General features: G+C 70.0%; 14 protein-coding genes and 1 tRNA gene. 8 read left to right on the forward strand and 7 right to left on the reverse strand.

Features of this window, described 5'->3' with window-relative positions:
• Window positions 1-24: 24 nt before the first annotated feature.
• Window positions 25-303 carry a polyhydroxyalkanoic acid system family protein gene (locus tag AB5T46_RS04750; RefSeq protein WP_370562707.1) on the reverse strand — a complete coding sequence of 93 codons (279 nt, stop codon included), beginning with the start codon at window positions 301-303 and terminating at the stop codon, window positions 25-27.
• Between the two features lie 89 nt (window positions 304-392).
• Between AB5T46_RS04750 and AB5T46_RS04755 the strand changes: the two genes are divergently transcribed.
• A complete protein-coding gene (locus tag AB5T46_RS04755; protein WP_370562708.1) occupies window positions 393-1,211 on the forward strand; it encodes an FHA domain-containing protein in 819 nt (272 codons plus the stop codon).
• On the opposite strand, the gene msrQ is transcribed toward AB5T46_RS04755, so the two are convergent.
• Window positions 1,176-1,835, reverse strand: a complete 660-nt coding sequence (gene msrQ / locus AB5T46_RS04760; protein WP_370562709.1) for a protein-methionine-sulfoxide reductase heme-binding subunit MsrQ — start codon at window positions 1,833-1,835, stop codon at window positions 1,176-1,178. The genes AB5T46_RS04755 and msrQ overlap by 36 nt on opposite strands.
• A gap of 109 nt (window positions 1,836-1,944) precedes the next feature.
• A complete protein-coding gene (gene msrP / locus AB5T46_RS04765; protein WP_370562710.1) occupies window positions 1,945-2,913 on the reverse strand; it encodes a protein-methionine-sulfoxide reductase catalytic subunit MsrP in 969 nt (322 codons plus the stop codon).
• 124 nt (window positions 2,914-3,037) lie between these two features.
• Here msrP and serC point away from each other — a divergent pair, with 124 nt between their 5' ends.
• The 4 genes from serC to aroA all read left to right on the forward strand — a co-directional run bounded on the left by serC (window position 3,038) and on the right by aroA (window position 7,977).
• The gene (gene serC, locus AB5T46_RS04770) at window positions 3,038-4,123 is read left to right on the forward strand and encodes a 3-phosphoserine/phosphohydroxythreonine transaminase (RefSeq protein ID WP_370562711.1); all 1,086 of its coding nucleotides are present in this window, start codon (window positions 3,038-3,040) and stop codon (window positions 4,121-4,123) included.
• A gap of 140 nt (window positions 4,124-4,263) precedes the next feature.
• Window positions 4,264-5,382 carry a prephenate dehydratase gene (pheA, locus tag AB5T46_RS04775; protein WP_370562712.1) on the forward strand — a complete coding sequence of 373 codons (1,119 nt, stop codon included), beginning with the start codon at window positions 4,264-4,266 and terminating at the stop codon, window positions 5,380-5,382.
• Window positions 5,379-6,572 (forward strand): histidinol-phosphate transaminase, encoded by a 1,194-nt coding sequence (gene hisC, locus AB5T46_RS04780; protein ID WP_370562714.1) that lies wholly within the window; start codon window positions 5,379-5,381, stop codon window positions 6,570-6,572. Before pheA ends, hisC begins: the two co-directional genes overlap by 4 nt.
• A gap of 85 nt (window positions 6,573-6,657) precedes the next feature.
• On the forward strand, window positions 6,658-7,977 hold the full coding sequence (gene aroA, locus AB5T46_RS04785; protein WP_370563098.1) for a 3-phosphoshikimate 1-carboxyvinyltransferase: 1,320 nt from the start codon (window positions 6,658-6,660) through the stop codon (window positions 7,975-7,977).
• Between the two features lie 195 nt (window positions 7,978-8,172).
• Here the strand turns inward: aroA and AB5T46_RS04790 are convergent, their stop codons facing one another.
• The gene (locus AB5T46_RS04790; RefSeq protein WP_370562716.1) at window positions 8,173-8,745 is read right to left on the reverse strand and encodes an energy transducer TonB; all 573 of its coding nucleotides are present in this window, start codon (window positions 8,743-8,745) and stop codon (window positions 8,173-8,175) included.
• A 245-nt stretch (window positions 8,746-8,990) separates the two neighbouring features.
• Window positions 8,991-9,647: an energy transducer TonB gene (locus AB5T46_RS04795; protein ID WP_370562717.1), complete on the reverse strand. Its 657-nt coding sequence runs from the start codon at window positions 9,645-9,647 to the stop codon at window positions 8,991-8,993.
• A gap of 114 nt (window positions 9,648-9,761) precedes the next feature.
• Here AB5T46_RS04795 and serS point away from each other — a divergent pair, with 114 nt between their 5' ends.
• Window positions 9,762-11,048: a serine--tRNA ligase gene (gene serS, locus AB5T46_RS04800; protein ID WP_370562718.1), complete on the forward strand. Its 1,287-nt coding sequence runs from the start codon at window positions 9,762-9,764 to the stop codon at window positions 11,046-11,048.
• Window positions 11,049-11,143: 95 nt separating this feature from the next.
• On the opposite strand, the gene AB5T46_RS04805 is transcribed toward serS, so the two are convergent.
• Window positions 11,144-11,728, reverse strand: coding sequence for an FMN-dependent NADH-azoreductase (locus AB5T46_RS04805; RefSeq protein WP_370562719.1), 585 nt, complete (start codon window positions 11,726-11,728; stop codon window positions 11,144-11,146).
• A gap of 114 nt (window positions 11,729-11,842) precedes the next feature.
• Here AB5T46_RS04805 and AB5T46_RS04810 point away from each other — a divergent pair, with 114 nt between their 5' ends.
• Together AB5T46_RS04810 and AB5T46_RS04815 are read left to right on the forward strand one after the other, a co-directional pair.
• Window positions 11,843-12,859, forward strand: a complete 1,017-nt coding sequence (locus tag AB5T46_RS04810) for a LysR family transcriptional regulator (protein WP_370562720.1) — start codon at window positions 11,843-11,845, stop codon at window positions 12,857-12,859.
• A gap of 142 nt (window positions 12,860-13,001) precedes the next feature.
• Window positions 13,002-13,091 (forward strand) — tRNA-Ser (locus tag AB5T46_RS04815).
• Between the two features lie 52 nt (window positions 13,092-13,143).
• Here the strand turns inward: AB5T46_RS04815 and AB5T46_RS04820 are convergent.
• A complete protein-coding gene (locus AB5T46_RS04820) occupies window positions 13,144-14,061 on the reverse strand; it encodes a M28 family metallopeptidase (protein WP_370562721.1) in 918 nt (305 codons plus the stop codon).
• Window positions 14,062-14,066: the final 5 nt, after the last annotated feature.

Raw genomic sequence — 14,066 nt, forward strand, 5'->3', positions numbered from 1 at the left:
TCCCGCTTGCGGCCGGTCCGGCGATCAGGCGTCGAACTTCTCGGCCAGCACCCGTCGGATCTCGCTCTCGATCGGGCCCTGCATCGCCGAGAGCAGGAATCCCAGCTTCGCGGTCACGTGCAGCTCCTCCGGCGCCAGCTCGATGCGGCCGTCCACGCCGGAACGTTCGAAACTCAGGCAGTCGCCGTCCCACGTGCACGCCATGCCGAAGCGCTCGTCCAGTTTCCGCGCGACTTCCTCGATCGCCTTGCGCGCCTTCGGCATCGGCATCGAGTGGGGATGATGGATATCGATATCGGCCATGGCGGCGGTTCGCGGCGGGAAGGAGGCGCCCATTCTGAAGCGGCCGCGGCCGCTATCCAAGCCCGGGGGGCATGCTAGATTCATGCCGGATGGAATCCCTGAAGCTGCGTTTCACCACCGCCGGCCAGCCCGATCTCCCGCTCGGCATCGGCATGCATGCGATCGGCCGCGTGCCGGGCCGCGATCGCATGGGCGTCGTCGCCGACGGGCAGCAGGCGATCGTCCGCTTCTGCGTCGACCGGCGCGGCGTATGGCTGACCGTGTCGGAGGGTGCGCGCGGCGTGCACGTCAACGGCCGCGAGATCCGACGGCTGGCGATGCTGCGCATCGGCGATGCGGTCTATATCGATGGCATCGAGATGCGCCTGGTCGGCGAACGTGCGCCCGCGCGTCCCGAAACGGCGCCGACGGCCGCCGAAGCCGAATCCGATCCGCGCGTGGTCCTGCGCGGGATCGGCGGCCAGCATCACGGCCGCAGCTTCACCCTCGACCGCCCGCGGCTGGTCGGGCGCACGAGGGAGGCCGACATCCGCATCGACGACGATGCCTTCGCCGAGCGCCATGCGCACATCGAACTGGCGGACGGGCGCGTGGTCCTGCGCGACCTCGGCTCGGACGAGGGCAGCCAGGTCAACGGCGAATCGGTCCGCGACGCCGTGCTGCTGCCGGGCGACCAGGTGGTGTTCGACGCCCACCAGCGTTTCGTGGTCGAGGCACCGATGCGCGCCGACGCCGGGCGCGAGCCTGCGGCGGGCGGGATGCTGGAAATGCAAGCGCTCGCGGAGCAGCCATCCACGGACACCTCGCGCGAAGACCGGCGTGCGCCGTGGCGGCTGCCGTGGCTGCTGCTGGCGGCGCTGGTGCTGGCCGGACTACTGAGCCTGCTGCTGCTTTACGGGTCGGGCTGAGGGGCCGCGCCGGCGCGATGCCAACCAGCGCCACAGGCGCCAGCCCAGCAGCAGCGCGAGGATGCCGGCATACAGCAGCGGCTCGCGGATGTCGGACTTCACGATCCACCAGAAGTGCAGCACCGCCAGTACCGCGATGGCGTAGATCAGCTTGTGCAGCCGGCCCCAGTTGCGCGCCAGCCGCCGCATCCAGCCCTTGGTCGAGGTGATCGCCAGCGGCACCAGCAGCAGCCAGGCGGTGAAGCCGACGGTGATGTAGGGACGCTTGACGATCTCCTCGAACAGCGTCGTCCAGTAGCCGCGCAGGTCCAGCACCAGCCAGGCCGAGAAGTGCAGGCTGGCGTAGGCGAACACGTACAGCCCCAGCATGCGACGGAAGCGGACCAGCAGCGGCTGGCCGGTGATCTGCCGCAGTGGCGTGATCGCCAGCGTGACGAGCAGCAGGCGCAGTGTCCAGATGCCGAGCCGGTGCTCGATCTCGGCCACCGGATCCGCGCCCAGCGCGTCGATGTCGGCCTCGCTGAACACCTGCCAGAACTGCCAGGACAGGATCGCCAGCGGCGTCAGCGCGAGCGCGTGGACGGCGGCCTTGGCGGCGATCAGGAGGGATGGGGTACGAGGCATCGGGGAAAAGGCCGGGGAAGAGAAACGAGGAATGAGAAACGAGGAACGAGTCAGGGCAGGATTCTGCCGCTTTCTCTCGTTTCTCGTTTCTCGTTTCTCGTTCCTGCCCTCAGAACCATTTCTTCAGGTCCATCCCCGCGTACATCGATGCCACCTGATCCGCGTAGCCGTTGAACATCCGCGTCTCGATACGGTCGGCGAACAGCTTGCCGGCGCTGCCGGCGATGCGGCGCTCGGTCTTCTGGCTCCAGCGGGGATGATCGACCTGCGGATTGACGTTGGAGAAGAAGCCGTACTCGGACGGCTGCAGATCGTGCCAGGCGGTCTCGGGCATGCGCTCGACGAAGCGGATCTCGACGATCGACTTGATGCTCTTGAACCCGTACTTCCACGGCACCACCAGCCGCAGCGGCGCGCCGTTCTGCTGCGGCAGCGGCTTGCCGTAGAGGCCGGTGGCGAGCAGGGTCAGCGGGTGCATGGCCTCGTCGATGCGCAGGCCCTCGCGATAGGGCCAGTTGATCGAGCGGTAGCGGATGCCCGGCATCTGCTCGCGGTCGGCGAGAGTGGTGAAGGCGACGAACTTCGCCTTCGAGGTCGGCTCGAAGCGCTTGAGCACCTCGCCCAGCGGCACCCCCAGCCAGGGAATCACCATCGACCAGCCTTCCACGCACCGCAACCGGTAGGTGCGTTCCTCCGGCGCCGGTCCCTTCAGCAGGTCCTCCAGCGCGACGGTCCCCGGCTTCGCGCACTCGCCGCCGACCTTCACCCGCCATGGCGAGGTGCGCAGCGTCTTCGCGGCGCGCGATGGGTCCGCCTTGCCGGTGCCGAACTCGTAGAAGTTGTTGTAGCTGGTGACGTCCTCGTAGCGGGTCAGCTCCTCGTCGGTGTCGAAGCCGGCCCGCACCTGCGCAGGACTGGACGCCGGGCGCGGCGGTGGCGGCGGTTCGGCCTCGGCGCAACCGGCCAGGCCGAGCACCGGCGCGCCGGCGAAGGCCGCGAGCAGCCGGCGGCGTTCGCGATAGATGGTTTCGTCGGTAACTTCCGACGCAGGGATTCGCAGGGCGTCGCGCAATGACATCGGCCGGCTCCGGTTGGGGCTATTGGAGATAAGTACGCACGACAGGGGCAAAAGGTTACGCCGCAAATGCTTGGTGCGCTGCGGCATACTAGCGACCCCCATGTCGATCCGAAGCGAAGCGCCGATGTCGCGTGCCTACAATTTCAGTGCCGGTCCCGCCGCCCTGCCGGAAAGCGTGCTGCGGCGGGCGCAGGAGGAAATGCTCGAGTGGCACGGTGCCGGCGCATCGATCGTCGAACTGAGCCATCGCGGCCCCGAGTTCATGCAGGTGGCGGTCGAGGCCGAGGCCGACCTGCGCGCGCTGGTCGGCGTCCCCGACGACTATGCGGTGCTGTTCGTGGGCGGCGGCGCGACCACCCAGCAGGCGCTGCTGCCGCTGAATTTTGCCGCCGCCGGGCAGGCGGCGGACTACGTGGTCACCGGACACTGGGGCAGGACCGCGATCCGGCAGGCAGCACCGTATGCCGACCTGCGCATCGCCGCCAGCGGTGAGATCGACGGCTTCCACAGCATTCCGGCGCGGGAGGCATGGCGGTTGTCGGAGGATGCGGCCTACGTGCACATCACCGCCAACGAGACCATCCACGGGGTCGAGTTCCGCGACGTGCCCGATGTCGGCGACGTGCCGCTGTTCGCCGACTTCAGTTCCAGCATCGCCTCCGAGCCGATCGACGTGACCCGCTACGGGGCGATCTACGCCGGCGCGCAGAAGAACCTCGGGCCGGTCGGCATCGGCGTGGCGATCATCCGCCGCGACCTGCTCGAGCGCGTCGGCCAGCCGCGCGCGGACATCTTCGACTACCGCCTGCAGCTGGCCAACGGTTCCATGCTCAACACGCCGCCGAGCTGGAACTGGTACATGCTCGGGCTGACGGTGAAGTGGATGCTGGCCGAGGGCGGGGTGGCGGAATTCGCGCGCCGCAGCGCGGCCAAGTCGACGCTGCTGTACGAGAGCATCGACGGCTCCGGCGGCTTCTACCGCAACCAGGTCGACTCGGCCGCGCGCTCGCGCATGAACGTGCCATTCTTCCTGCACGATGACGCGCTGGACCAGCCTTTCCTGGAAGAGGCCAGGGCCGCCGGCCTGATCTCGCTGAAGGGCCATCGCGTGCTCGGCGGCATGCGCGCGTCGATCTATAACGCGATGCCGCTGGAGGGCGTACAGGCGCTTGCGCAATTCATGCGCGAGTTCCAACAGCGCCATGGCTGACCCCCACCGTCCCGTGGAGCGGAGCTTGCTCCGCTATTCCCGGCTCCGGAGCCGATGCAGCGGAGCAAGCTCCGCTCTACGGGGTGTTTGCAATGCGGTTCGACGATGCGCGCCGACACGATCCACCTATGAGAGCAGGCATGACCGCCAAAAAGATAACCGGTAAGCAGCCGGGCAAGCGCAGCACCGACCTGTCCGCCGTGCGCGAGCAGATCGACGGCATCGACCACGAGATCCAGACCCTGATCGCCGAGCGCGCGCTGTGGGCGCACCAGGTCGGCAAGGCCAAGGGCAAGCTCGCGGCGGCGGTCGACTACTATCGCCCGGAACGCGAGGCGCAGGTGCTGCGGCGCGTAGTCGACCGCAACGACGGCCCGCTCTCCGACGAGGTGCTGGTGCGCCTGTTCCGCGAGATCATGTCGGCCTGCCTGGCGCAGCAGGAGCCGCTGAAGGTCGGTTACCTCGGTCCGGAGGGCACGTTCTCGCAGCAGGCGGTGCACAAGCACTTCGGGCATTCCGCGAAAGGCTTGCCGCTGGCCAGCATCGAGGAGGTGTTCGACGAGGTCGCCTCCGGCACCGCCGATTTCGGCGTGGTGCCGGTGGAGAACTCGGGGCAGGGCACGATCCAGTCCACGCTCGACCTGTTCCTCACCTCGCCGCTGAAGATCTGCGGCGAGGTCGAACTGCGCGTGCACCAGTACCTGCTCTCGCGCACCGGGCACATCGAGGATGTCGAGCGTGTGTACTCGCACGGCCTGTCGCTGGCGCAGTGCAAGTCGTGGCTGCGGCAACACCTGCCGAAGGTGGAGAAGCAGGCGGTGGTCAGCAATGCCGACGCCGCGCGCCGTGCCCGCAACGCCGACGACGCCGCCGCGATCGCCGGCGAGAACGCCGCCCACGTCTACGGCCTGAAAGTGGTGGCCGGGCCGATCGAGGACCGCGACGACAACACCACCCGGTTCCTGGTGCTCGGCCGCGCCTCGTTCCCGCCGTCGGGCCACGACCGTACCTCGCTGATGGTGTTCATCCGCGACCAGCCCGGTGCGCTGTACAAGATCCTCGAACCGCTGGCGCGCGCCGGGATCAGCATGAACCGGATCGAGTCGCGTCCGGCGCACGGCGCGCTGTGGCAGTACGCGTTCTTCATCGACGTCGCCGGCCACGTCGACGAGTCGCCGCTGAAGGATGCGCTGGGCGAGATCGACGAGTTCGCCGGCGACGTGCGCGTGCTCGGCTCGTATCCGGTCGCGGTGCCGTGAAGCCGGGAATCGGGAACCGGGGATCGGGAATCGGTAGAAACGGCGACGCGTGCTTTGCCGCGCTCGCGCAGCCGGGCATCCGCGCGCTGAAGGCCTACGATCCCGGGCACGACCTGGTGGCGTTGCGGCGGCGCTTCGGCGCCGGACGGCTGGTCGAACTCGGTGCCAACGAGAATCCCTACGGGCCCAGCCCCGCGGCGCGGCAGGCGGCGCTGGAAGCGCTGGATACAGCGCACCGCTATCCAGACCCCCTCGGCGGTGGATTGAAGCGTGCGCTCGCGGACCGGCTCGGCGTGGCGCCGGCGCAGCTGCTGCTGGGCAACGGCTCGCACGAGCTGCTGATGCAGTTCGCGCAGGTGTTCGCCGGCCCGGACGCGGCGGTGGCGATGTCGCAGCACGGCTTCGCCGTCTACGCGCTGGCGGCGCAGGCCGCGGGTGCGCCGCTGCAGTTCGCACCGGCATGGGCGCCCGATGCCGCGATGCCGCGTGGGCACGCGCCGAACGCACTGGCGTCGGTGGTGTCCGCGCGCACGCGGCTGCTGTACCTGGCCAATCCCAACAACCCGACCGGGACCTGGATCGCCGCCGATGCGCTGGCGGCGCTGCTGGCACGGCTGCCGGACGAGGTGATCGTGGTGGTCGACGAGGCCTACGCCGAGTTCGCCGACGCGCCGGACTATCGTTCCGCGCTGTCGCTGCTGCCGCGCCACCGCAACCTGGTCGTCACCCGCACCTTCAGCAAGGCCTATGCGCTGGCGGGACTGCGGGTCGGCTATGCGGTCGCGGATGCCGGGCTGATCGCGGTGATGGAACGATTGCGCGAGAGCTTCAACGCCAACAGCGTGGCGCTGGCCGCGGCGACGGCCGCGCTGGAGGACGAGGCGCATCTGCAGCGGGTGGTCTCTGCGAACGCGCAGCAGCGGCCGCTGCTGGCCGAGGCGTTGCGCGCACGCGGCTGCTTCGTGCATCCGTCGCAAACCAACTTCCTGCTGGCGGGCTTCGGAGACGATGCGGCCGCGGTCGAGGCCGGCCTGCTGCAGCGCGGCGTGGTGGTGCGGCCGATGGCCGGCTACGGCCTGCCGCAGTGCCTGCGCATCACCGTCGGCACCGCCGACGAGAACACGCGGCTGCTGCGGGCGCTGGATGAAACAACGAAGCCAACATATCCGGCCACGGATCAACGCGGATGAACGCGGAGAAACAGACATTGAATCGCTCCATCCGCGTCCGTCCGTGTTCATCCGCGGCCAAACCGCTTTCGAGGTGCGACAGGTGATGCAGCAGGGGCAGCAGGGTTGGATCGCCATCCGCGACAGGCCGCTGCGCGGCGAGCTGACGGTGCCGGGCGACAAGTCGGTCTCGCACCGGGCGATCATGCTGGCGTCGCTGGCCGACGGCGTGTCGCGCATCGAGGGATTCCTGGAAGGCGAGGACGCGCGCGCCACCGAGGCGATCTTCCGGCAGCTGGGGGTGCGCATCGAGACGCCGGAACCCGGGGCGCGGATCGTGCACGGGGTCGGCCTCGACGGCCTGCGACCGTCGGTGCAGCCGTTGGACTGCGGCAACGCCGGCACCGCGATGCGGTTGCTGTCCGGGCTGCTGGCCGGGCAGAGGTTCGATTCGGTGCTGGTGGGCGATGCCTCGCTGTCGAAGCGGCCGATGCGGCGCGTGACCGGGCCGTTGGCGCGGATGGGGGCCTGTATCGAGACCGGGCCGGACGGCCGGCCGCCGTTGAGAATTCACGCGAGCAATGGATTGCAATCCATTGAATTCGAATCTGAAGTTGCAAGCGCGCAGGTCAAGTCCGCGCTCCTGCTGGCGGGGCTGTACGCAAACGGCGAGACAGTCGTGCGCGAGCCGCAGCCGACCCGCGACTACAGCGAGCGGATGCTGGCGGCGTTCGGCTGGCCGGTCGCGTTCTCGCCGGGCATCGCGCGGCTGTCCGGCGGCCACCGCCTGCGCGCCACCGACGTCGCGGTGCCGGCGGATTTCTCGTCGGCGGCGTTCTTCCTGGTGGCGGCGACCGTGGTCGCCGGGTCGGAACTGCGCCTGCGCCGAGTCGGCATGAACCCGCGCCGCACCGGGCTGCTGCACGTGCTGCGGGCGATGGGCGCGGACATCGTCGAGGAGAACGCGGGCGAGCAGGGCGGCGAACCGGTCGCCGACCTGCGGGTGCGCTCGGCGCCGCTGCGCGGCATCGCCGTGCCGCGCGAGCACGTGGCGGACATGATCGACGAGTTTCCGGCGCTGTTCGTGGCGGCCGCCTGCGCGGAAGGCACGACCACCGTGCGCGGCGCGGCCGAGCTGCGGGTCAAGGAATCGGATCGCATCGCCACCGTGGCGACCGGCCTGCGCGCGCTCGGCATCCGCGTCGACGAGACCCCGGACGGCGCCACCATCCACGGCGGCCGGCTACGGGGCGGGGTGGTCGGCAGCCACGGCGATCATCGGGTGGCGATGGCGTTCGCGGTCGCGGCGCAATGCGCGACGGATGCGGTGACGATCAACGACGTCGCCAACGTGGCGACCTCGTTCCCAGGTTTCGACGCGCTGGCGCGCGGCGCCGGCTTCGGGTTGGAGGTTGCTGAAAGCTGACCTCCTCCGTAGGAGCGCGCCATGCGCGCGATGCCCCCGAACTTGGTCGCGCCCGCGCCTCCGGCGATCCAGTTCCGCTCCCCGCGGTCGTCCACGGATACGATCACCTCGCTTCCCGATATGCGCGCGTGCCGAGCGGCGCCGGCATCGCGCGCATGGCGCGCTCCTACGGTCACGGCGCGGCGGCGGGCGTCGCTACTGCGTATCCATCCGGAAGTCGATCGGCACCTCCACCGTCGAGGCCACGGCCTGTCCGTTCTCCATCGCGGGACTGAATTTCCACTTGCGGACCGCGTCGCGCGCGGCGCGATCGAGTTCGCGCGAGCGGCTGCTCCGGGCGACATCGACCTCGGTGGGATTGCCCTGGGCGTCGACCTGCACGCGCAGCAGCACCGTCCCTTCCTCCTGCGCGCGTAGCGCGGTCGGCGGATAGGTCGGCTCGACGCGCTCGATCGGGTCGGCCGGCCGCATGGTGGGCTCGGTGATGCCGGTGCTGGGCTCGGGTGTGGTCTCCACTGGCTCTTCGCGCTCGCTGGCGGGCGGCGGCGGCGTGCCGTCGCCGATGTCGGCGGACTCTCCGATCGGCGTTTCCGGCTCGACCGGGGTGTCCGGCGCGCCGCGTTGCGCGTAGAAATACCAGCCGATCGCGATCAGCGCGATCAGCACCAGGATCCAGATCAGCGGGCTGGAGGTCTTGCGCGGCTCCTCTGGCGGAGGGGGCGGCGGAGGCGGGGGAGCCTGGTTCGGGCGGTTCATCGGATCGGACATCGTCGTACCCCTGTTCAGGATGACGCCATGAGCGTTTCACAGCGCTTGTGGCGGCCGCGTCACGACGTCGTTGACGCACGCTTAACGCATACCGTCGCCATAGCCGGCGATCGCACGGGGCCGGTGGCTGGACCCACGCCCGCCGGCTTCCCGCGGGAGCGCCGAAAGCCGCGGTTCGGAGCGCTTCCGGCAAGCCGGGCGCGGATCCCCGGCTCCCGGCACCGACTCCGGCCGATCAGTCGCGATCAGCGTGCCGGGTTGAAGACGATCGGCACCTGAACCATTCCCGGCACCGGCTGCCCATCCCGCAATGCGGGCTGGAACCGCCAGCGGCGCACCGCCGCGACGGCGGCGCGATCGAGTGCGCGCGAGTTGCTGCCGCGTACGACTTCCACGTCCTGGGTGCTGCCGTCGGCGCCGACCCGTACCTGCAGGACCACTTCGCCCGAGTCACCGCGCCTGAGCGCGGCGGAGGGATAGCGCGGCGCCGGCGTTTCCACCGCCACGGGCGCACGCGTCGCGACGGCGGCCGCGGCAGGTTCGCTGCCGTCGACGGGCCCGGGCTCGTCCCGCGACGGCTCCGGCACCGGCGCCTGCTCCACGCGCTGCGGCGGCGCATCCGGATCCGCCTCCTCCATGCCGCTCGCACCGCCGGGATCGGCAGGGGCGGTCGGGGCGGTCGGTTGCGGTGCGGGGAGTCCGCCCGCAGTCGCGTCCGCGGCATCCGCGGGCGTGGTGACGGCGGCGGGCGCGGCCGTGCGCTCGCCGCGCTGCCCGAACCACAGCAGGCCCGACAGCAGCAGGCCGGCGGCAAAGGCGGCGAGGATGATCAACCAGGCGCGCGCGGGCAACAGGAAGCGGGGACCGCGTCGGGGACGCCGGTCGGGATCTGGAGAGGACATCCTGCGCACCGATGGGGAGCCGTGACGCATTCTGGCACAGCGGCCCGGACGCGACGGCGGCATCGGCAGCGCTCTCGGGCGATAATCGCGCTCCGTTCATCACGCGAACCCCTCATGCTCGATCCCAACCTGCTGCGCAACGACCCGGATGCACTTGCCCGTCGCCTGCGCGAGGCGCGCGGCTTCGTGCTCGACGCCGACGCATTGCAGGCGCTCGAGCGCGAGCGCAAGCAGCTGCAGGTCCGTACCCAGGAACTGCAGAACCTGCGCAACACCCGCAGCAAGGCGATCGGCCAGGCCAAGGCCAAGGGCCAGGACATCGCGCCGCTGCTGGCGGAAGTGGCCGGCTTCGGCGAGGAACTGAAGACCGGCGAGGAGCGGCTGGATGCGCTCAGGCGCGAGCTCGATGCGATCGCGCTCGGTATTCCCAATCTGCCGGACGACAGCGTGCCGGCGGGCGAGGACGAGCGTGGCAACGTCGAGCAGAAGCGCTGGGGCACGCCGCGCGATTTCGCGGCGGAAGGCTTCGCGCCGAAGGACCACGTGGAACTCGGCACGCGCGACGGTTGGCTCGACGGCGACGCCGCGGCCAAGCTGTCCGGCGCCCGCTTCACCGTACTGCGCGGTCCACTGGCGCGCCTGCACCGTGCGCTGGCGCAGTTCATGCTGGACCTGCACGCCGGCGAGCACGGCTACCAGGAAACCAACGTCCCGCTGCTGGTCAACGCCGAAGCGATGACCGGCACCGGCCAGCTGCCGAAGTTCGAGGAGGACCTGTTCGCCACCGCGGTGGGAGACAGCAGGCGCTACCTGATTCCCACCGCCGAAGTCCCGCTGACCAACCTGGTCCGCGACGAAATCGTCGACGCCGATCGCCTGCCGCTGCGCATGACCGCGCACTCGCTGTGCTTCCGCGCCGAGGCCGGCAGCCACGGCCGCGACACTCGCGGCATGATCCGCCAGCACCAGTTCGAGAAGGTCGAGCTGGTCGCAGCGACCCGCCCGGACGACAGCGACGCCGAGCACGAGCGCATGACCCGCTGCGCCGAGGTCGTGCTGGAGAAGCTGGGCCTGTCATACCGCAAGGTGCTGCTGTGCAGCGGCGACATGGGTTTCGCCGCGCGCAGGACCTACGATCTCGAGGTGTGGCTGCCGTCGCAGGACGGCTATCGCGAGATCTCCTCGGTCTCCAACTGCGGCGACTTCCAGGCCCGCCGCATGCAGGCGCGCTGGCGCAATCCGGACAGCGGCAGGCCGGAACTGCTGCACACCCTCAACGGCTCGGGCGTGGCGGTCGGTCGCGCATTGATCGCGGTGATGGAGAACTATCAGCAGGCCGACGGCGGCATCGGGATTCCGGAAGCGCTGCGGCCGTACATGGGCGGTGCTGAACGCATCTGAAGAGCGAGAAACGAGTGGAGAGGAACGAGAAACGAGTCGACGACCGCCTCTATTCGTTCCTCGTTCCTCGTTTCTAGTTTCTCGCTCCTCCGCCTTCAGGCCGCCAGCCGCAGCGGCGCCGGCGCCGGGATCGACGCGCGCGCCGCCGCCAGGGCCTGCTCGCGATGCTGCGCAGACAGCGCCACGCCCTCGGCGCGGACGAAGCGGATGTCGTCGATGCCGAGGAAACCGAGCACCTGGCGCAGGTACGGTTCGACGAAGTCGCTGGCCACGCCGGCATGCACGCCGCCGCTGCCGACCGCGACGATCACGCGCTTGCCGCCGGCCAGGCCTTCCGGCCCCTCGGCGGTGTAGCGGAAGGTCTTGCCGGCGACCACGATCCGGTCGATCCAGGCCTTGAGCGTGGACGGGATGCCGAAGTTGTACATCGGCGCCCCGAGTACGATCACCTCGGCCTCGAGGAACTCCTGCAGGGTGCGTTCGGCTTCCGCCGTGGCCGCGGAATCCTTGCCCGCCAGCGCGGCGCCGTGCAGGTGCGCGATCGGTGCGGCATCGAGATCGCGGTAGACGACGCGGGTGCTCTCGGGGCAATCGCGCCAGGGCGCGACGATGGAGGCGGTGAGGGCGCGGGTGACCGAGCCGGCTCCGGAGACGCTGGAATCGATATGCAGCAGGTTCATGGCATCTTTCCTTCAGGTGAGCGGCGACGCCGCGGCAAGGCCAATCTAGGTCGTTGCCTGTGTAGGATAAACATGCTTTAATGCCACGCATCGTTCTATTCATGGGAATCACTCATGCAGGACCTCAACGATCTCTACTATTTCGCCGTGGTCGTCGAACACGGCGGTTTCGCGGCGGCGGAGCGGGCGCTGGGCATTCCCAAGTCGCGCCTGAGCCGGCGCATCAGCCAGCTGGAGAACGATCTCGGCGTACGCTTGCTGCAGCGTTCCACGCGCCGCTTTGCCGTCACCGATGTCGGCCAGGGCGTCTACCGGCACGCGCAGTCGATGCTGGCCGAGGCCTCGGCGGCGCGCGAGGTGGTCGACCGCCTCAGCGCCGAGCCGCGCGGGGTGGTGCGGGTCAGCGTGCCGGTCGGCATCGCCCAGCAGTCGATGCCCAAGCTGCTGCCGGATTTCCTGGCCAAGTACCCGCAGGTGCGGGTGCAGATGCACGTCAGCAACCGCCGCGTCGACGTCATCAACGAGGGCTTCGACATCGCCATCCGCGTGCGCTCCAAGCTCGACGACGACGGCAGCCTGATCATGCGCAGCTTCGGCCAGATCCAGGAGCTGCTGGTCGCCAGCCCGAAGTATCTCGACCGCGCCGGCCGTCCGCGCACGCCGGACGAGCTGAAGGACCACACCACCATGACCATGGGCGAGGACGAGGTGCGGCAGCGCTGGGACCTGCAGGGCAGCGACGGTCAGGTCAGCCGGGTCGAACTCAAGCCGCGCGTGGCCGGGTTCGACTTTCCGATGCTGATGGCGCTGGCACGGCAGGGCCTCGGCATCACCATGCTGCCGGAAACCCTGTGCGCGGACGCGGTGCGCAGCGGCGAGTTCGAGGTGGTGCTGCCGGACTGGCGCCTGCCGCAAGGCATCGCCCACGCAGTGTTCGCCTCGCGCCGCGGCCTGTTGCCGGCGGTGCGGGTGTTCATCGATCATCTCGCCGAGGCGCTGCCGCCGTTGATCGAGGAGTCCAGCCTCAACTGCAAGCACTGCGGCAAGACCCCGGAGATCGAGCAGAGCAAGCTCGCCGCGCGCCAGCGCGAGGATGCCCGACCGGAAACGGCGCATGCGACAATCCGCTGACGGCGGCGGGCGTGTCCCGCGCATGCGGATCCGGAAAAAAGATGGCCGGGCGGCTTAAGGCGTCGGTTTCGGCACGGAGGCCGCGGCGAACGTCGGCGAAGCCGATGGTCAAACCGGCGCCGCGAAGCTACGAATAGACAACGGAGAGATGGCCGAGCGGTTTAAGGCACCGGTCTTGAAAACCGGCGTGGCAGCGATGCCGCCGTGGGTTCGAATCCCACTCTCTCCGCCACACCCGCAAGCGCCCCGCGAGGGGCGTTTTGCCTACGCGTCGAAAATCTACCTCAGTCGGCACGCGGTGTCGCCGCGTCCCAGCGCCGTAGCGCGTCTTCGACGACATCGATCCCGCGGGCCACGGCGACCGGGTCGATCTGTTCGATGGTGTCGGCGGGGGAATGGATGACCCGCATCACCTTCGGCAGCGGGTCGGGGCGCTCGCCGTCGTACATGGCGAGGATCGATGGGATCTCGTCGCCGCCGACCAGCGAGTAGGACACCGCCGGCCAGCCGGCCTCGAGGAAGGCGCGGTGGTCGGTGGGCGGGTACTGCTCGCCCGGGGCGAACCCGGTCCCGGCGGCCGCGGCCGCCGCGGCGCTGTCGGCGACCAGCCGGTGAGCCGGGTCCGGCGTCATCATCCACAGCGTGTCGCCCCAGCCGAAGACGTCGAAGTTGACGTAGAGCGCAGGGCGTTCGCCGCCTTCGGCGACGTAGGCCTTGGAGCCGAGCAGGCCGGCTTCCTCCAGGTCCCAGAAGGCGACCGCGACGCGGTGATGGGCGAGCGGCCGGTCATGCAGGCGCTGTGCAAGCGCCAGGACGACCGCCGCGCCGGAGGCGTTGTCGGTGGCGCCGTCGCCCTGGTCGACGCGGTCGGCGTGCGCGCCGAGCAGCAGCAATGGCGCATCGTCCCCGCCGTTCACGGCGGCGGTCAGGTTGGTTCCGGAACGGTCGCCGCTGTCGAAGGCGGTTTCCGCCGGTGCCAGGCCGATCGCCTGCATGCGGTGCCGGATCGCGTCGAGACGGGCGACGTTGTCGCCGGCGGCGGCGATCGTGGCGACGTCCGAACGCCAGCTGTCGCCGGCGCCGGCCGGTGCGGCGACCGTCGCGGCCGGTTGCCGGCTTCCGTCGGTGGCGGGCCGGTCGCATGCGACCAGCAGCGCGAGGGCGGCGAGGGCGGCGGCAAGTTGGCGGTACGGGTCGCGCATGTTCG

It is taken from the genome of Luteimonas salinilitoris (genome assembly GCF_041300785.1).
Taxonomy (GTDB): Bacteria; Pseudomonadota; Gammaproteobacteria; order Xanthomonadales; family Xanthomonadaceae; genus Luteimonas; species Luteimonas salinilitoris.